The 17,976-nt window shown below is 36.5% G+C and carries 15 protein-coding genes and 1 pseudogene; 3 read left to right on the forward strand and 13 right to left on the reverse strand.

All coding sequences use genetic code 11. From position 1 onward, the window contains the following. Window positions 1-39: 39 nt before the first annotated feature. The 4 genes from SFA27_RS11090 to SFA27_RS11105 all read right to left on the reverse strand — a co-directional run bounded on the left by SFA27_RS11090 (window position 40) and on the right by SFA27_RS11105 (window position 1,866). Window positions 40-447: a DoxX family protein gene (locus SFA27_RS11090; protein ID WP_407298085.1), complete on the reverse strand. Its 408-nt coding sequence runs from the start codon at window positions 445-447 to the stop codon at window positions 40-42. Between the two features lie 128 nt (window positions 448-575). Beyond that, window positions 576-1,088: a TlpA family protein disulfide reductase gene (locus SFA27_RS11095; RefSeq protein WP_407298086.1), complete on the reverse strand. Its 513-nt coding sequence runs from the start codon at window positions 1,086-1,088 to the stop codon at window positions 576-578. Beyond that, the gene (locus tag SFA27_RS11100; RefSeq protein ID WP_407298087.1) at window positions 1,081-1,509 is read right to left on the reverse strand and encodes a rhodanese-like domain-containing protein; all 429 of its coding nucleotides are present in this window, start codon (window positions 1,507-1,509) and stop codon (window positions 1,081-1,083) included. Before SFA27_RS11100 ends, SFA27_RS11095 begins: the two co-directional genes overlap by 8 nt. A 90-nt stretch (window positions 1,510-1,599) precedes the next feature. Further along, on the reverse strand, window positions 1,600-1,866 hold the full coding sequence (locus SFA27_RS11105) for a hypothetical protein (protein WP_407298088.1): 267 nt from the start codon (window positions 1,864-1,866) through the stop codon (window positions 1,600-1,602). Window positions 1,867-1,972: 106 nt separating this feature from the next. Here SFA27_RS11105 and SFA27_RS11110 point away from each other — a divergent pair, with 106 nt between their 5' ends. Together SFA27_RS11110 and SFA27_RS11115 are read left to right on the forward strand one after the other, a co-directional pair. Next, window positions 1,973-3,640 carry an FAD-binding dehydrogenase gene (locus SFA27_RS11110; RefSeq protein ID WP_264517914.1) on the forward strand — a complete coding sequence of 556 codons (1,668 nt, stop codon included), beginning with the start codon at window positions 1,973-1,975 and terminating at the stop codon, window positions 3,638-3,640. Between the two features lie 10 nt (window positions 3,641-3,650). After that, a complete protein-coding gene (locus SFA27_RS11115) occupies window positions 3,651-4,454 on the forward strand; it encodes an SDR family oxidoreductase (protein ID WP_407298089.1) in 804 nt (267 codons plus the stop codon). Window positions 4,455-4,511: 57 nt separating this feature from the next. On the opposite strand, the gene SFA27_RS11120 is transcribed toward SFA27_RS11115, so the two are convergent. From SFA27_RS11120 to SFA27_RS11145, 6 genes and pseudogenes are all read right to left on the reverse strand, one after another. After that, on the reverse strand, window positions 4,512-5,321 hold the full coding sequence (locus tag SFA27_RS11120; RefSeq protein ID WP_407298090.1) for a phosphatase PAP2 family protein: 810 nt from the start codon (window positions 5,319-5,321) through the stop codon (window positions 4,512-4,514). 33 nt (window positions 5,322-5,354) lie between these two features. Then, window positions 5,355-7,775: a TonB-dependent receptor domain-containing protein gene (locus SFA27_RS11125; protein WP_407298091.1), complete on the reverse strand. Its 2,421-nt coding sequence runs from the start codon at window positions 7,773-7,775 to the stop codon at window positions 5,355-5,357. Window positions 7,776-7,825: 50 nt separating this feature from the next. Next, a complete protein-coding gene (locus SFA27_RS11130; RefSeq protein WP_047374769.1) occupies window positions 7,826-8,581 on the reverse strand; it encodes a membrane protein in 756 nt (251 codons plus the stop codon). Between the two features lie 178 nt (window positions 8,582-8,759). After that, entirely contained in the window at window positions 8,760-10,049 is a 1,290-nt protein-coding gene (locus SFA27_RS11135; RefSeq protein ID WP_407298092.1) for a sensor histidine kinase, read from the reverse strand. A 50-nt stretch (window positions 10,050-10,099) separates the two neighbouring features. Further along, window positions 10,100-10,456 (reverse strand): annotated as a pseudogene (locus SFA27_RS11140) (four helix bundle protein). Window positions 10,457-10,491: 35 nt separating this feature from the next. Beyond that, window positions 10,492-11,166 carry a response regulator transcription factor gene (locus tag SFA27_RS11145; RefSeq protein ID WP_047374770.1) on the reverse strand — a complete coding sequence of 225 codons (675 nt, stop codon included), beginning with the start codon at window positions 11,164-11,166 and terminating at the stop codon, window positions 10,492-10,494. 173 nt (window positions 11,167-11,339) lie between these two features. On the opposite strand from SFA27_RS11145, the gene SFA27_RS11150 reads away from it, so the two are divergent. Then, a complete protein-coding gene (locus tag SFA27_RS11150) occupies window positions 11,340-13,187 on the forward strand; it encodes a chloride channel protein (protein WP_407298094.1) in 1,848 nt (615 codons plus the stop codon). A gap of 149 nt (window positions 13,188-13,336) precedes the next feature. On the opposite strand, the gene SFA27_RS11155 is transcribed toward SFA27_RS11150, so the two are convergent. The 3 genes from SFA27_RS11155 to SFA27_RS11165 all read right to left on the reverse strand — a co-directional run bounded on the left by SFA27_RS11155 (window position 13,337) and on the right by SFA27_RS11165 (window position 17,974). Continuing rightward, window positions 13,337-14,281 carry an aldo/keto reductase gene (locus SFA27_RS11155; RefSeq protein ID WP_407298095.1) on the reverse strand — a complete coding sequence of 315 codons (945 nt, stop codon included), beginning with the start codon at window positions 14,279-14,281 and terminating at the stop codon, window positions 13,337-13,339. A 432-nt stretch (window positions 14,282-14,713) separates the two neighbouring features. After that, complete coding sequence (locus SFA27_RS11160; protein WP_407298096.1) at window positions 14,714-16,522, reverse strand: hypothetical protein; 1,809 nt, start codon at window positions 16,520-16,522, stop codon at window positions 14,714-14,716. A gap of 300 nt (window positions 16,523-16,822) precedes the next feature. Continuing rightward, a complete protein-coding gene (locus tag SFA27_RS11165; protein ID WP_407298097.1) occupies window positions 16,823-17,974 on the reverse strand; it encodes an efflux RND transporter periplasmic adaptor subunit in 1,152 nt (383 codons plus the stop codon). Window positions 17,975-17,976 lie beyond the last annotated feature (2 nt).

Consider the following 17,976-nt stretch of genomic DNA (forward strand, 5'->3'; position numbering starts at 1 on the left):
AAGGGAAGTTTAAATAAAAACTATTGATTTTAAGAAACCTTAAATATCCTTTTCATGTGGAAAACGGTTTTCTCTTTTTAAATAAATTTCAGGGTACACAAGGTTCAGAAAGCTGAAGATCAGCAAGACATTAAACTCTACTCCATTGGTTCCTCCTCCCACTACAAACCAGCCATTTTGCCAGTGAACGAAATAAATTCCAAAAATAAAAATGAGAATATTAGCTATAGCCACCGGCTTTATATATTGGTCAAACCAAAGTAATACCACAGAGAAAAGATGAGTAAGTTTTATGGCCCATGCTATATAAATTCCAATAGGACTAAACCCTATACTGTCCAGGTAATCATGCCCGAAATGATTAACATCTCCACTAAAAATAGAAATCACACTATGCATCAGCAATATCACTGACAACCCAAAACGAAGAAAGAAACTCTTTTTCATACATCAAAGCTATAAAACAAAGGAAAAGATTGCTTTGCATGGTATATCAATTGCTTTTAAGCGTATATGAAAAAATAAAGAGCAGTAATTGGTGTACTGCTCTTTCATATCCGTAAGGTTGTATATTCTTAATTCTGACTTAAAGTTTTCTTTAAAAACTCCTCCAGATCTTTACCATGAAGATTTTTAGCTAAAACTGTTCCCTGCCCGTCGATGATGACATTAAAAGGAAGTTCATCAATTTCGTAAAGTTTTGCTACAGGACTTTTCCAGAATTTTAAATCACTGATCTGTATCCATTTGATATTAAACCTGTCAATTGCTTTCTGCCAGCTTTCCTTATTTTTATCTAAAGAAACCCCCAGAATTTCAAACTTATTATTTTTTACCTGCTCAGAATACGTCTCGTAGAATGTTTTCAGCTCAGGTTGCTCCTCTACACAGGGAGCGCACCAGGTAGCCCAGAAATCGATCAGAACTACTTTACCTTTTAAAGCTGAAAGAGCAAATGAGGTTCCGTCTGCCTTGTTCATAGTAATTTCAGGAGCCTTCTTACCTATTTCTATTGCACTTTGGGCCATAACAGTCCCTGAGAAAATCATTAAAAATAATAGCGTAGAACCAGTCTTCATATTAATCATTTGTAGGATAGTTTTTATCCAGCCAGTCTATTTTAATGTTTTTCGGAAGGTTTAAAAGCTTAGCATTTTTAAAGCCCATTTCCATCAGTAATGTAAAAGCAGGACGTATATTAGGACATTTTACAAAAGGACAGCATCCGCAGTAGATTATAATTTCTCTGTTCTTAGGAATATCTTTAAGATAATTTCTAAGTTTTTCCAGATTTTCAGGTTCATGTGTTGGGCCAATGTCTACAGAACCTTTGATTATGGCTTCCGGACCTACTGAAATAATCACCAGATCTTTTGTTTTATGCTTTTCGATTCGGGAAGCCAGTAATGCCGGATCCATCAGCTGGCTGTCTTTCCATGGATCCTGTTTTTGCTGTGCCTGGCTGAAAATGGAGCAGATAAAGCAGGCAATGATAAACAAATACTTCATACTTCTATTTTTCACAAAGATAAAAATGTTTTATTGAGGGATCTGTTTTAAATACAGGAAAATTAGCATTCATAGGATTTTTTGGAGATATCAGCCTTTTTTTGGAGTTATATGAATCACATTAGAAGCTCCCGGTTCTATGATAAGCCGGACAGCGCTTTCCCTGTCATTCTCTCTGCCCTGAATGGCTGATCCGGTAGCGAGGGTTAATTTCCCTTGAAAAACAGGATGTAATGATGCCAGTGGAATTTCAATTTCCTCCTCCTCCAGCTGGATAATAATTGATTCTGCCTCAATGGGCTGGCGTGTTCTGTCATTTAACACTGCAAATGCCTGGTATTTATGATTTTCTTTCATTTTTCTATTCTATGCAAACAATAAAAGTATTAAGATTTTTTTAATTGTTTCATTTAAATATTTAATACATTTATAGGAAGTATCATTCAATAAAAACACCTGGAAAATGGAAGAAACATTTAAGCCTGATGCCATCATTATAGGAAGCGGACTGGCAGGGCTTACTGCCGCGATGGAGATTACCAATGCCGGAAAAAAAGTACTCCTTTTGGATCAGGAAACTGAGCAGAACATAGGTGGGCAGGCATTCTGGTCATTCGGTGGTTTGTTTCTCATCAATTCACCCCAGCAAAGAAGAGTGGGAATCAAAGACTCTTATGAACTGGCACTTCAGGACTGGAAAGGGACTGCAGGTTTTGATCGTCCGGAGGATTACTGGCCTCGTCAATGGGCAGAAGCTTACCTGAAATTTGCTTCCGGTGAAAAATATGAATACATTTCCAAATTAGGGATCAAGCTGATGTTTATGGTTGGCTGGGCAGAACGTGGTGACGGTTCAGCAACAGGACACGGAAATTCGGTACCTCGTTTTCATGTAAGTTGGGGAACTGGTACAGGCGTAGTAAAACCTTTCGTAGAAAAAGCGTACAAAGCTAAGGAAAAAGGATTGCTGGAGATGAAGTTCAGACACAGAGTGACAGAATTACTAGTGGAAAATGGAAAAATAAAAGGCCTCAAAGGTGATATTCTGGAAAACGATACTAAAGAAAGAGGAGCTGAGACTAATAGAAATGTTATCTCAACATTTGAATATACAGCTACAAACATCATCATCGCTTCCGGTGGAATTGGTGCCAATCATGAGCTGGTAAGGAAAAACTGGCCCGAAAGACTAGGAAAAGCACCGGAAAATATGGTCTGTGGTGTTCCTGCCTATGTAGATGGCAAAATGATTGGTATTGCAGAAAATGCAGGAGCTCATATTATCAACCGTGATAGAATGTGGCATTACACAGAAGGTTTACAAAACTGGAATCCCATATGGCCCAACCACGGAATCCGGATATTACCAGGACCTTCTTCTTTATGGTTTGATGCTGAAGGAAAACGGCTCCCCGCTCCTTTTCTTCCCGGATTTGATACATTGGGAACTTTACAATATATACAGGAAACCGGGTTTTCTTACTCGTGGTTTATCCTCACTCAGAAAATTATCAAAAAGGAATTTGCTCTTTCGGGTTCAGAACAGAATCCGGATATTACCAATAAGGACTACTCTCTTTTTCTGAAAAGAATTTTCGGTAAAAAAGCCCCCGGTCCTGTAGAAGCTTTTAAGGAACATGGAAAAGACTTTATTGTATCGGATAATCTGGAAGATCTGGTTAAAAGAATGAATGAACTGGCCGGAAATAACCTGTTGAAATATGAAAAAATAAAATCTCAGATTGAAGCCAGGGACAGAGAATTAGACAATAAATTTTCAAAAGATACCCAGGTTAATTATATCCGGAATACCCGGAATTATTTAGGAGATAAACTTGGACGTGTAGCGGCTCCTCATAAGATTTTAGCCCCGGAAAACGGACCTTTGATTGCTGTACGCCTTAATATTCTGACCCGAAAAACTTTGGGTGGTATTAAAACCAACCTGGATGGTCAGGTATTAAATGATAACGACAGTATTATTGAAGGACTGTATGCTGCAGGAGAAGCGGCTGGTTTTGGCGGTGGCGGAATGCATGGTTACAGAGCATTGGAAGGAACATTTTTAGGAGGCTGTATTTTTTCAGGAATGAAAGCCGGAAAATATATTGCGGGCTTAAAAATTAAATAATAGTACAAATATGAGCAGTTATTTCGATCATAAAGTGATTTGGGTTACCGGAGCATCATCAGGTATCGGAGAAGCCCTGGTAAAAAGTCTGGCAAAGAACAGCAACGCCAAAATAATCCTTTCGTCAAGAAAAGAAGAACAGTTACATTTGGTGGCTGAAAGAGCAGAATTGAATACAGACCGGTATGCGGTGATTCCTTTAGACCTGAAAAATTATAAAGATATGCCTGCCATTGCAGCGAAAGCATCAGAACAGTTTGGAAAGATTGATATTCTGATTAACAATGCCGGACTATCTCAACGTTCTTTAGCGATGGAAACAGATATTGAAGTAGATAAACAGCTGATAGATGTTGATTATATTGGAACGGTAGCCCTTACTAAAGCAACTGTGCCTTATATGATTAGTAATAAGGGAGGGCAGATTGCCGTTGTATCCAGTCTTATGGGAATATTCGGTGCTCCTATGCGAAGTGGGTATGCCGGAGCAAAGCATGCTTTACATGGTTTTTTCGATGCTTTACGGGCAGAATTATTCAGTCAGAATATAATGATAACAATTATTTGTCCGGGGTTTATACAAACAGATATTTCTGTTAATGCTGTTACCGGGGACGGTTCATCACAAGGTACAATGGATGATGCCACGAAAAACGGAATGCCTGTAGATATTTTTGCAAAAAAAATGCTCTATGCCATTGAAAAACAGAAAAAACAAAAAGCCATAGGAGGTAAAGAAGTAATGGCAGTTTATCTGAAGAGATTCTTTCCAGGTTTATTGGCAAAAATAGTCCGTAAGGCGAAAGTCGTATAATGAAAAGAGGCTGTCTCAAAAGCCAATTGTTTGACTTTTGAGACAGCCTCTTTTATATCAGAAGGTTTTTACCAGCCCTATTCCTACAATTTTATTCTGATAAAATGGCATTACCATCGTAGACGATAAGGTATTTTTACTCTTATTTTTCCCCCGTAATAAATTGTCAATTCTTGGGAACAGCCAATAGGCGAGTTCAGTAGAAAGAATTCCAAATCCGGCTCCTGCCACAACGTCCCCCAGCCAGTGCTTATCATTAAGCATTCTGTATACCCCTGTGAAAATAGCAAACGGATATCCTGAAATGCTCAGCCAGAAATTACTGTCTTTATATTCCCGGAACATAAACTGTGCTGAAGAAAATGCTGTAGCGGAATGTCCTGACGGAAAAGATAAAGTATTCGATCTGTCCGGTCTTTCCTCTTTTACAAGGTACTTTAAAGGCATTGTAAAGGCTGCCGCAATCAGTTGTGAAGAAGCATAAATGATAGTACGGTCTCTCAGGTTATGCTTCCCTTTTATTCCCGCTGCATTCAGGCCATATACTATGACTGCAGGGGCATATTGGGTATAATTATCCAGTTTTATTTGTGTAGGCTGGTGTTCATTGATCTCAACTTTTGTAGAGATATTAAGCTGCTTCAGATTATTCATTGTCAAACCTGCTACTCCATAGGCAATGAATGCTGTAGGAATGATCAGACTTTTATAATTCAGTTTGCTTTTTTGAATTTCTGTAGTGATCATACTGTCCTGTACAGGTTTCTGAACTTCAATTGTGTCATTTGTATTCTGAGCATGGATTGTGCTTAAAGCTGAACTCAAAACCAAGATATACATCATCATTTTTTGAAAGTGCTTTTTCATCCTAAATCACATTTATAATTATTCAATTCTGTATTAAAATTTATAGCTGTACCCCAGCCGGATCACCTGGGTTTCATAATAATCATTGCTGGTATAAGCAAACCCGCTGCCCTGAACAGACTTTCTGATGACCATTGTGTTGAGTAAATCTGTGGCATTTAAGAATAATTCGCCTTTCCCCTTCTGAATGGCTTTTTTCACACCTGCATCCATAGAAAACCTGGATTTTATTTTTCCCTGTGGAATAATATCCGGTGCCAGATACACCAGCGTAAATTGCATATCCAATCCCTTTGAAAAATGAAAAACGTTATTCATCTTGATATTTCCTGAAATGGCAGTCTGGCGGTCTGCAGAAAAAGTATTAGGCTTTGGATACAGGTTTTCTACGGTAAAAGCATTGATCTGATTGCGGTATAGATTTCCATTGACATTAAATGAATATAAATCAGATATCTTTTGATTCCATATCGTTTCCAGCCCTGTATTATAGCTTTTTCCGGCATTCTGGAATATGGCATAAATAAGAGTGCTGTTCGGAACAATGCTTGAAATTCTTGTTATGGTTCCATTGGCAAAGCGGTGGTATAATGCAGAATACAGGTATCCGTTATCCCAATTGTGTTTATATCCAAGTTCAATAGAGTTTGTAAACTGAGGGCGCAGTGCCGGATTTCCTACCTTAATGATTTCTGCATCATCATACTTTGGAAAAATACGGATGTCAACTTCATTAGGACGGTCTACTCTTCTATTGTAAAATACAGAGAACTTATTGCGGTCATCGAGTTTATAAGCAAGTCTGAAATTAGGAAATGGCTGCGTATAATTGTATCCATCACTTTTATATGTTGGATGGTTAGGATTTACGTCATATTGAATTTTCACATATTCCAGCCTCAATCCCAGTTCAGCTTCCCATTTTTCATTTTCAAAAACATAATTTCCGTACACCGCAGGAATGAATTCTTTATAATCAGCTTTCCCTCCTGCAGAAGCATCCAGAACAGAGTTGGCACCGGGAATAAAATTCATATTGGTAGGAATGCTTCTGTTTCTTAGTTTAATTCCGGTTTCTATTCGTCCGTATTTTAAAGGTTTTACATAATCTACATTGAAATCATAAACCTGTTCATCAGATAATAATTTGAAGGCATCAGTTCCTGTAGAAGAAGGAAGATAATTATCGTAGAAATATTTTTCATCCTCTCTATGGAAAGTATAATTGAAACCTACGTTCAGCACATGCCCGGCTTCTTTGAATTTATGCTGGTAAGAAGCAGTTCCCATTACGGTTGTTTTCAATTCGTCTTCCAGAAACTGCCACAGGCGGAGACGTTGGGACATATCTCCATTGAAAAACGGCTGATCTCCCCTGTCGATGATCTTTTCGCTTCCATACATCCCTGAAATGGTTAATGTATTTTGCGGATCAATAGTCCAGTCTATACCTGCTTTAGTGGTGAAGAAATTTGTGTTTCTGTTTCTTTTCAGCTGAGAATTGATAACAGTTCCATTATCATAAGTACGGGTTACAAACTCATTTTTATTAAGGGTTTCGGTATATAAATTATCAGCCTGTAAAAATATATTCACCTTATTTTTTCTGTAATTAACAGACAGTGATGGATTTATTTTAGGTGTTAGTGTATATTGAGGTCTTATTGTGGGAAGGTTTTCTTTTCTTACCCAAAGTGAACCTAACCCTGTTGTGAATCCTGCTTTTCCGTTCCATCCGTTCTGTTTATTCTTTTTCATGATAATATTGATGATCCCCGCATTTCCGTTCGCATCATATTTCGAGGAAGGATTGTTGATGATTTCAATTTTATCAATGGCAGAAGCCGGAATATTGTCGAGTCCTGTCTGACTTCCAAATCCGGTGAGTGCAGTCTGTTTGCCGTCAATAAGTACTGTTACTTTATCATTCCCTCTTAATTGTACTTTACCATCCTGTACGGTAATTCCGGGAAGATTCTGCATGCTTTGTAATACAGAACCACCACTTTGGCTGATATTGTCTGCTACTGAATAAGTTTTTTTATCAAGGCGGCTGTCTATTTCATTCTTTTTAGAAGCGGTAATAGTGATGGCTTCTATTTTGGTTTCATTTTCCTGTTTCTGAGCCAGTTCAATAGTGGGGATTTCAAGAAACTCTGAAAGACTTCCTATAAAAATAGGCTGTGTGTATGTATTATATCCTGTGATGGAAGCTTCCAGAAGATAGTGGTCCGGCTTTATGCCTGTAATGGAAAATCGTCCTTCTTCATTGGTAATGGTTCCGGCTGTAAAAGTGCTGTCTTTTTCTTTTCTTAAAATAATATGGGCGTAAGGTATTGCTGCTTTATCTTTATTGGTGATTCTTCCAGATGCCGTTACAGAAGCTGTCTGCGCTGAAACAAGGGAAGAAATTGCCATACAGGTTGGAAAAAATAACAAGGCTGTTTTATTCATTCTGTTAGTCTTTATTTTCTTTAAAAAGTTCGTTATAAGGGAAATATTAATTATTCGTTTTGCAAGGGTAATTCCCGGCTGTGCTGTCTTTGTGAAATGATAATCATCAAAACCATGAGGGTAAGAGATATAAGGGAAGCATTGAGTGTTCCAAGATCCAGACCTCCTTTAGCTAAAGGTTTTGTCAAAAGATCTCCAAATGTGGCACCAAATGGTCTGGTAAAAACAAAAGCAATCCAGAACAGGACAACATGATTGATTTTTGTAAAATAATGAAGCGCCACAACCACTAATATGATCAGCCCTGTAATTAAAGCTCCTGTCATATAGCCGAGTCCTAAATTATCACTCAGAAAGTCCCCAAAAGCTGTTCCCAGACTATTGGAAAATAAAATAGCCGTCCAGTAATAGAATTCTTTGTTTCTTTCAAAAATCGGATAGACCTCGAGGTTTTCATATTTTTTGTACCATAGAAATAAGGAGGTTAAAAGGCCGAAAAGCAAAATCAGACTCCCAGCCAGATATCCTGTTTTTAAAGTACGGTCGATAAAATCGGAGATTTCTGTTCCTAAAGTTGTTGTTCCTATAATCACCATCCAATAGATTGCGGGAATATATTTTTTTACACGAAGCTGTACAGATAGGATGAGAATAAAAAATGCGAGTGTAACCAAAATTCCTACAACATATCCTAAATTAAGGGTCATAGAAATAAAATCTCCCAAGGTTTCTCCCAATGTAGTTGCTACCACTTTCATAAGCCAGAAAAGGAGTGTAACGGCTGCGACTTTGTTTGCTGTTCTCATTTTGCTTTGTTTTTAGATGCCGAAAATGATATTGATTCAGAAAGTCAAATCGTTCCTGCGGATAAGGGACAATTTTTCCAATCATTTCTTAATAAAATATCACCTCAGTATTTTCTATACAAAGGTGCAATGTGATTTAGAAGAAATTTTGAATTGCCGGAGCTGTAAAATTTATTAACTATAATTTAACAGTGAAGATATGATGATTGTGTTCAAACCTATAGCTGATAGTCCAATGATGAAACCTGCAGATTTCCTGAATAATAGAAAGGCCTAAGCCGCTTCCGCTGTTATCTGTTGACAGTTTTGAAAATCTTTTGAAAAGCAAATCCTCATTCAGCTTTTCAGTACCCGAATTGGAAACCTCAAAAGAAGAATTTGTCAGTTGTATAGAGATAGAACCTCCTGGAGAAGTATGACGGATGGCATTGATGATGAGATTGTTGATCAGTATTTCTGTCAGAATACTGTTTCCCCTCACCTGTACACTGTTTGAGAGATCTTCATGAATAGAAATATTTTTTTGTTCAACATGTTCCCCGAGAATATCAATACTTTGTTGAAGCAAATGGTCAAACGAAATAATTTCTGAACTGTCAAACTGGTTATTTTCAATTTTAGCAAGCAGCAAAAGGTTTTTATTGATGCGCGAGCTTCTTGTAAGGGCCCTGTTCATATCTTCAGCGATTCTGTATTGCTGTTCAGTAAGATTCTGATCCTGCAGCAAAAGATCCAGCTTATTTTTAATAATAGCGAGCGGAGTCTGTAATTCGTGAGAAGCATTTTCAGTAAACTCTTTCTGAGTTTTATAGGTAGAAATATTACGTTCCATCAATCTATAAAGAGACTGATTAAGTTCTTCAAATTCAGCAGTATCAGAAACCGGAAATTTTATTGTATTCTGACTGTTAAGATTGAAGGTTTTCAGTTGATCCAATGTACTCCTGAACGGTTTCCAGATAGATGAAGAAAGTTTTCTGTTAAGATATAAAAGCCCGAGAACAATCACCACAAAGAAGAATATGGTGATCATCGCAATTACGGCTATCGTTTCATGAGATTCCTCAATATTCGTCTGTATGGTAAACAGATAAGGTTTGCCGTGAATATAAATTACTTTTTCAAGACATCTGTAGCGTTCCTTTTTTTGTTCTGAAATAAAAGGAAGGTGTTTTTCATAAGTATAAACGCTATCCCGTTTTATTTGTTGAGTTGAAATCTTTTCAATATTCGTTTCAGGCTGAATATGATTCCATAATTCAAGGCTTTTGTTCAGCGCTTCTTCTGAAAGTTGTAATTGGTTAAATTCATAAGCCGTTTTCTCTACAATAATCTGATTGTGCTCATCCAGTTCGCTTTTCCAGATCGTATCTACCACAAAATAATACACGGGAATACTTATCATAAGTACAATAAGTACATAGATAAGAAAGGGTTTTGTGGTTTTGGTAAGTAAAGGCTTCAACATAATTAAGAATTATAAATTATGAGTTATGAATTGTTATTTTCTATGAAAGACTATTTGTTTTTTGATGTAATGATGATGCTTCGGATTATTTTTAATATTTCTGTGGCTTCTTTACTTATGCTTTCAAATTCAGTAGATGATAAATAATCTGTATGAAATAAAAGCTCAATCCAATAAATAGATTCATCATATTATTTTTGAGCAATAGCGAGTTTATGAACAAAATCTGCTTTACTTTCTGCATTCTGTGACTCTCTTATTAAAGCTCCTACCGCTGTTCTGCTTCTTAATAGCTGTTTACTAAGAACATATTCATTCTTATGAGTTGAAAGGTATTTATAAAGATTAATAATCCTTATTGCAAAACTAAAACTCTTATCTTTCAGTACATTTTTCTTTTCACTCATAACTTATAATTCATCATTTATAATTCATAATTAATCTAGCTTTCCCATTTATACCCCGTTCCATACACTGTTTTAAGATAATGCCCGCATCCGGCGTCATACAGTTTTTTCTTAAGGTTTTTCACATGAGCATATACAAAATCATGATTATCAAGCATATCTGCGAAGTCACCGGAAAGATGTTCCGCCAGGGTACTTTTGGAGATGACTTTATTTTTGTTGCCGATAAAATAAATTAAAAGATCAAATTCTTTCTTTGTCAGGGAAATTACTTCATCATTTACCGCTACTGTTTTGGCTAATAAATCAATCTGAAGTTCATTTTGCTTCACCACATTGGAACTGCTGAATTGCTTCCTCCGGATAATAGAATATACTCTTGCCATCAATTCAGAAAGATGAAAGGGTTTAGTGAGATAATCATCGGCACCCAGTTTCAGTCCTTCAATCTTATCATCAAGAGCATTTTTAGCGGAAATAATAATTACACCGTCTTGTTTCTGTTGTTTTTTTAATTCTTCCAAAATTGTAAGGCCATTTCCATCCGGCAGCATAATGTCCAGTAAAATACAGTCATACTCAAATGCTTCTATTTTACTCATAGCTTCGCCGAATGTACTGGCAGCTTCACAGAGATAATTTTCTCCGGACAGATATTCGGAAATACTTTGAGCAAGAGCGGCTTCGTCTTCAATGATGAGAATTTTCATGTGATAAATCTATTACCAAATTTAGAAGAAATTTTGAATTTTAAATTAAAATATAAATTACAAAAATAGAAACGATAGAGCAAGTGTATAGCTCCAAAATGAGGTTTTTTGTGATATATTTCATAAATTTACGCTGCTTTATCAATCTGATGATAGTGTAAAATATTTCCAAGGTGAAAATTCACAACAAAAAAAAATACCTTAGCTTCCTTAAATTTAAAAGAGATTTCCAGAAATACGGATTGGAAAAAGCACGCAGTTATGAGCTTATTCTGCATTGGCTGAACAACAGGCTGAGCAGAAATCAGTTTCTTGTTCTTTCCGGAATTCTGGTAGGCTGTACAGCGGGTCTTGCAGGAGTTATTCTGAAAACTCTGGTACACAATATTCATTATTTCATTACCAATAAAGTTCATTTTGAATATCAGATATTATTTTATATCGTTTTTCCTTTTTTAGGAATTGTTCTCACTACGATGATCGTTCTGACAATATTTAAAGGTCAGGATCGTAAAGGTATCGGAGCTATTTTATACGAAATTGCACAGAATTCCAGTATTGTAGCCTCGGTTAAGATGTATTCTCAGGTGATACAAAGTGCTGTTACCGTTGGATTGGGAGGCTCAGCAGGATTGGAAAGTCCTATTGCCGTTACCGGAGCTGCCATTGGTTCCAACTATGCACAGACCTACAGATTAAGTTACAAAGAACGAACTTTATTGCTGGCTGCCGGTGCTACAGCGGGGATTGCATCTGCATTCAATGCTCCTATTGCCGGGATTATGTTTGCATTTGAAATTCTGTTGACCGGGGTTGTTTTTACAGATTTTATTCCTTTGGTGGTGGCTGCTGTCTGTGGAAGTTTATTGTCTAGGATTTTACTTCAGGAAGATGTTCTTTTCAGGTTTTATACAAGAGATCCGTTCAATTATAAAAATGTTCCTTATTACCTTATTTTAGGGCTTGTAACTGGTTTGTATGCCCGTTATTTTGTAATTATTTCCCAAAAAGTAGAACATTTTATAAAAGGACTTCAGCTTTCCAGAATGCGTAAAGCAATGTTTGGAGGAGCTGTACTTTCTCTGCTATGTGTTCTTTTTCCTCCGCTGTTCGGGGAAGGTTATGAGACTGTAAAGGCCTTTACCAATGGGAACACTTATTCTATTATTGAAAACAGTTTTTTCAGATATTTTGAGATCGGAGACTGGACAATTATTATATTTTTAGTTCTTGTATTGCTTTTAAAGGCATTTGCAACTTCATTTACAATCTTTAGCGGCGGAAACGGAGGTAATTTTGCCCCTTCTCTTTTTGCCGGTGGAACTTTGGGATATTTATTTGCACTGGTTTGCCAGCATATTGGTTTTACAGATGTTCCTGTGACTAATCTTGTACTGGTTGGAATGGCCGGAGCAATGAGCGGTGTTTTGTATGCCCCGCTTACAGCTATATTTCTGATTGCAGAATCAAGTTTCGGATATGACCTGTTTATCCCTCTGATGATTGCTTCCATCATTTCTTATCTTATTGCCAAATGGTTCTCTCCGATTTCTCCGGAATTAAAATCACTAGCCGATGAAGGAAAAATATTCACAAATAAACATGATAAAAACCTTCTTTTCGCTTTAAGAACTGAAGATTTTATTGATAAATATTCACAGACGATTAATGAAAATGCTTCTGTTACAGAATTGTTTGAAATGGTGAAGAATGGAGACAAAAATATTTTTGCCGTTGTGGATGAAAGCAGAAAATTGAAAGGAGTTCTTACTCTGGATGATATAAGACCTTATCTTTTTAACAAAGAAATTGATGCTTCCCAGCTCGTTGTTCAGATTATGAAAACTCCACCGGCTATACTTCACCGTGAAAATAAACCTTTGGATATTCTTCAGACTTTTGATGATACAGGCGTATGGAACCTTCCGGTAGTGAGCGAAAATAATGATTTTGTAGGCTTTATTTCAAAATCCTCAATATTGATGAGCTACAGACAGCTGTTGAAAGAATATTCTGATTAATATAACAATGAAAAACCTGAATTCCCCTCCTTTGGTGGGGTGGCGAAAATTCAAAGAATTTTTGACGGGGTGGTTAGCATCGTCAAATAATAAAAATCCGTTCAGTAATGAACGGATTTAATTTTAGTCTATAATGAAAGTTGAAAAAATTAGTTGCTTGCATTATTCAGCAGATCAATATCTTCCTGATCCAAAATAAGTTTCGGAGCATTAAATACTGTTTCAAGCTGAGAGGCACTCGTTGCACTTACAATAGGTGCTGTGATCAAAGGATTAGATAACAACCATGCCAGAGAAACCGTTCCCTGAGTGGTATTATGTTTTGCACTTACCTGATCTAATGCTTTTAGGACTTCAAGTCCTTTTGGGTTTAAATATTTCCTTACTCCTTCACCTCTCGCACTTTTTGCAAGATCTGCTTCATCACGATATTTACCCGTTAAGAATCCTGCTGCCAGAGACCAATATGGAAATACACTTAAATCAAACTGCTCTGCCAGAAGGGCATAATTTTGTTCAAAGCCTTCTCTCTCCATTAAGTTGTAATGAGGCTGTAAAGCAACATATTTAGGAAGATTATTCTTTTCTGCAGCTTCAAATGATGCTTTCAAACGTTCCGGTGATAAATTGGAAGCCGCAATATAGCGTACTTTTCCAGCTTTAATAATCTCATCATAAGCAGAAAGTGTTTCTTCTACCGGAGTGACATTATCATCAAAATGAGTATAATAAAGATCAATATGGTCCGTCTGAAGCCTTTGCAGCGATTCATCTACTGATTGTAAGATGTGCTTTCTGCTGACATCATAGCCATGCTCCTTCGTTTCAGAACCTACTTTTGTTGCCAAAACGATATCATTACGGTTGGAACGGCTTTTCATCCACTTTCCGATGATCTCTTCAGATTGTCCTCCTTTTCCGTTTACCCACCATGAATAGGTATCTGCAGTGTCTACAAAATTAAATCCTGCTTCTGCAAAGCGGTCCAGTATATCAAAAGACTGTTTTTCATCCAGCGTCCATCCAAAAACATTTCCTCCGAAATTGATTGGAGCAATCGTTAAATCGGTGTTTTTGATTTTTCTTTTTTCCATAAAAATAATTTTACTAAGTGAGCTCTAAGGTAAGGAATATTAAGCCCTGAGGATATTCAAAATAGCCATTCCTGCTATAGTTATTATAAATGGAATTGCTGATGTTTCCTAAGTTTTTTTGACTATTATTTTGTTGAAAATGCAACGAGGCAAAGAAATTTCACCTGCATTGTGCCAAAGACTTTATCTCCGATAAAATTAAACACTGTATATTTTAAAACTCTCGCAGATCCTAATAAAAAAATCTCCTCAATTTCCATAATCTGCGAGAAAATTAATCTTGCTGAAAATCTTTGATTTTTCTTGCACCTTAAATACACAATAATTTTATAAATCTTTGTGTCTCTGTATTTTCCAACAAAACCGTTCAAAAAAATAAAAACAGCCTTGTTTTGAAAGCTGTTTTTATTATCTATCAATTAAAAAATACGGTTATTTTTCAATCTGCGGAACCTCAATAGCAGTAAGCTGGAGTTTATATTCCTGTAATTGCAGGTTGATGGTTGATAATCCGTTGCTGAAGAATGATGATCCTTTAAAAAGATCATGATAATATTCTATTCCTTCAAGTACATTCTTTTTGAAAGCATTCCATTTTTTTGTCTGGGAATGGGTAATCTGTACTGATGATTCTGTAATTTCCTTTCTCAGATAATCAACATACATTTTCAGTTCGTTGATGAACATATTCGGACGTTGAGTATGGGAAAGAATATTGGTGTTTCCATAAATATGTTTTACCATTTCCGAAAGTGAAACTTCCTTATCAAAAAAAGCAATATTGGGTCCTGGACATATCACAACACCTTGCTTTTCACCTTTGATTTCAAGATTCTGTTCCATATAGGCAGCATTCACAAGTCCTACACACAGGCAGGCTTTATCGGTAATCTGAGATTTTCGTTTATTGAATTCCTTTTCTGTTAAGATTTCCTGATCGGCATATAATTCTTTCAGTTTGATATCCTGATATTTTTTGGAAGCGGTACAGGTTCCTTCCGGTGAGAATTCTTTACTTAATGCCAGAAGCTTTTTGGGGCAGGAACTGCCGTATTTTCCTTTAGCTTCTTTTTCATATTTCAATGTTTCATTGGATGTTCCTTTTACCGTATTGAAAGGCACTCCCAATGGCGAAATATTACTCAGATACAAATCCTGCTCTTTGGATTTTACAAGCAGATTCCGGGTTTCTGTATCTACCGAAGTGGCTTCAGGTACCAGTAAAAACGGAGAACCCCATCCTACACTGTCTACATGATAATTGGCCAATAAAAACTCATGTTCTTCGGAAGTTCCAACTCCACCCTGAACAGTAATTTTCATTTCCAAAGGCTCAGAAACAATACATTTTCCTTTTTGTTCCAAAGCAGCCGTCATTAAGGCATGTGCAGACTGTATCAGATCATTTTTTTTCTGCTTAAATTCTTCCATGATCGGCCCAAGAAGCATTCCTTCGGTGGCAAAGGCATGTCCTCCACAGTTCAACCCGGATTCTATTCTGTACTCTGAAACCCACAATCCTTTTTTAGCCAGAAAGTTTCCCTGGATCATTGCAGAACGGAAGTCGCTTACTTTAAGAATGATTTTCTTTTTGATCTTTCCGTTTTCATCCGGGAAAAAGTCTTCAAATTCTTCCATATAGCTGTACAGACGAGGATTCATTCCTGCAGAAAGAACCATTGATGATGATAGTTTGCTTTTGGCAAATCCCCGCAGTGAAGCATGGGCATCGTTGTACATCACAGGAAGCTGTTCGTTGTTCTGATAATTGTCTTTATCCACTTTCGTCATGATATTGACGTCAATGCTTCCGGGTCTCAGGTTGGATTCTATGAAGTTTTTAATATTGGAGCTCCAGTTCTCTTTCTGATTTATAAGATTCTGAAGACTTGTTTTAAGATCCGAAGTATTCGGAAGTATGGCTATAAAGTCTTTTAAAGCCTCTTTGTTTTTGCTGATTTCCTGTTTGAAAGATTCAAATTTTTCATTCACGATATCATCCACCATATCCAGATAGGCAGTAATTCTTTTTGCCCTGTAATCATCTGTCTTTGTTGAAATTCCAAAATAGTCGAGATTAAACTTTTTATTATAAAAGTTTTTCATCTTTTCCAGGATTTCATCGTCAATGATGGAGATCACAGAAGAAATTCCATATTGGGCAACACGGATCGGGCTGTCTATGGTGTAAGCCAGTCCCATTACCGGAATATGGAAGTTGTGCAAAGGTTTTTTTGTCATAAATTTTCGATAAAAGTTCTTTTCTTATTCATCTAAAAAATCCTTTAAAAACTATTCACTTCCTAAATGTATTATTTTAAAATGAATTATGCATTAAATAATATTTCTCAATACGAAAAACATGTCAAATATCATGTTTTTGTGATTTTTAATGCAAAGTAGCATGATTCAAATGCTTATTTTGAGAAAGCAAAGAGGTACAACTTTGTCACTGAAGAAGCTTTATGATTGAGCCCTTTATAAAACAAAAAAAGATCAATCTTTCGACTGATCCTTTGATTCTATGATATGAATTTAAATCTATTCTGCTTTGTTTTTAAGCATCATCAGAAGGCTGTAAGCTCCTTTCTGTACTATTTTCCTGTCCTTTAAAAAATCTGCTTTTAATACCTCTGTAAACTGATCATCAGAAATTCCTGTTACGACTGGAATCATTTTGTAATTTGACTTTCCGAGATCTTCAAAAACATAATTTTTGTTTTCAAAAGATACTACTGCTTCGTTAGGAAGTCCCATTGTATAACGGCTGCTGATATTTACTTCGGCATTCACGTACATTCCTTTTACAAATTCAGAATTTACAGAAGATAATTTGGCAACCGCAGTTGCAGAACCTCCGTTTTCAATACTAGGAACTACGCTGACAATTTTAGCATTTGATTTCACATCCGGATTCTGATTGTTGTAGACCAAAATTTCCTGACCCACTTTTACATCATTCACATCGTTTTCAAAAACTTTTAATTCTAAAAGTAATCTTGTCGGATTGATCAGCTCAAATAAAGTATCTGCCGGATTGATGTATTGTCCGTTGTTCACAAGAATTTTGCTCACAAAACCTGTAAACGGAGCATAAATATTGATTTTACTTCTGATATTTCCGGTACTCAAACCTTTGGCATTGATTCCGATGATTCTCAATTTTTCTTCAAGTCCTTTTAAAGTAGCATTCAGGGTAGAATAATCTGCCTGGGCGGTCTGCATGGTCTTATCACTGCTGGCTTTGCTTGTATTAAGGTCTTTCTGACGGTTAAAGTTCAGCCTTGCAGCTTCAAGCTGTGCTTTTGTCACCAGATAATCCTGCTGAAGCTGTATGAACTGTGGATCTTCAACAACTGCCAAAACCTGCCCTTTATTGAAATGGCTTCCATTAATTACGTTAATAGACTTAATGTGCCCGCCCATAATACTGGAAACCGAACTGATGTGGGACGGTGCAATTTCTGCTTTTCCGTTCAACCGTATCAGTTTTTCCATATTCCTGTTCTGAATAGTGGTTGTTGTCAATCCTACAGACTGAATCTGCTTCTCCGTAAGATGAACCGAATTTTCATTGTTTTTGGTAAATTTTGTATTTTCATAAACCGTTTTTTCTTCCTCTTTTTTTCCTGAGCATGAGGATAAAGTAAGGATTAAAGCAAGGCTGTATATTGATATATTCTTGAAATGCATGA

This window comes from Chryseobacterium sp. HR92 (genome assembly GCF_045689405.1).
Lineage (GTDB): Bacteria > Bacteroidota > Bacteroidia > Flavobacteriales > Weeksellaceae > Chryseobacterium > Chryseobacterium viscerum_A.

Coding starts and splice junctions, on each gene's coding strand:
- SFA27_RS11120 (WP_407298090.1), bottom strand. CDS start 5,321: ATGAAAAAGCACTTTCAAAAAATGATGATGTATATCTTGGTTTTGAGT.
- SFA27_RS11110 (WP_264517914.1), top strand. CDS start 1,973: ATGGAAGAAACATTTAAGCCTGATGCCATCATTATAGGAAGCGGACTG.
- SFA27_RS11125 (WP_407298091.1), bottom strand. CDS start 7,775: ATGAATAAAACAGCCTTGTTATTTTTTCCAACCTGTATGGCAATTTCT.
- SFA27_RS11095 (WP_407298086.1), bottom strand. CDS start 1,088: ATGATTAATATGAAGACTGGTTCTACGCTATTATTTTTAATGATTTTC.
- SFA27_RS11155 (WP_407298095.1), bottom strand. CDS start 14,281: ATGGAAAAAAGAAAAATCAAAAACACCGATTTAACGATTGCTCCAATC.
- SFA27_RS11165 (WP_407298097.1), bottom strand. CDS start 17,974: ATGCATTTCAAGAATATATCAATATACAGCCTTGCTTTAATCCTTACT.
- SFA27_RS11135 (WP_407298092.1), bottom strand. CDS start 10,049: ATGTTGAAGCCTTTACTTACCAAAACCACAAAACCCTTTCTTATCTAT.
- SFA27_RS11130 (WP_047374769.1), bottom strand. CDS start 8,581: ATGAGAACAGCAAACAAAGTCGCAGCCGTTACACTCCTTTTCTGGCTT.
- SFA27_RS11160 (WP_407298096.1), bottom strand. CDS start 16,522: ATGACAAAAAAACCTTTGCACAACTTCCATATTCCGGTAATGGGACTG.
- SFA27_RS11105 (WP_407298088.1), bottom strand. CDS start 1,866: ATGAAAGAAAATCATAAATACCAGGCATTTGCAGTGTTAAATGACAGA.
- SFA27_RS11145 (WP_047374770.1), bottom strand. CDS start 11,166: ATGAAAATTCTCATCATTGAAGACGAAGCCGCTCTTGCTCAAAGTATT.
- SFA27_RS11100 (WP_407298087.1), bottom strand. CDS start 1,509: ATGAAGTATTTGTTTATCATTGCCTGCTTTATCTGCTCCATTTTCAGC.
- SFA27_RS11090 (WP_407298085.1), bottom strand. CDS start 447: ATGAAAAAGAGTTTCTTTCTTCGTTTTGGGTTGTCAGTGATATTGCTG.
- SFA27_RS11115 (WP_407298089.1), top strand. CDS start 3,651: ATGAGCAGTTATTTCGATCATAAAGTGATTTGGGTTACCGGAGCATCA.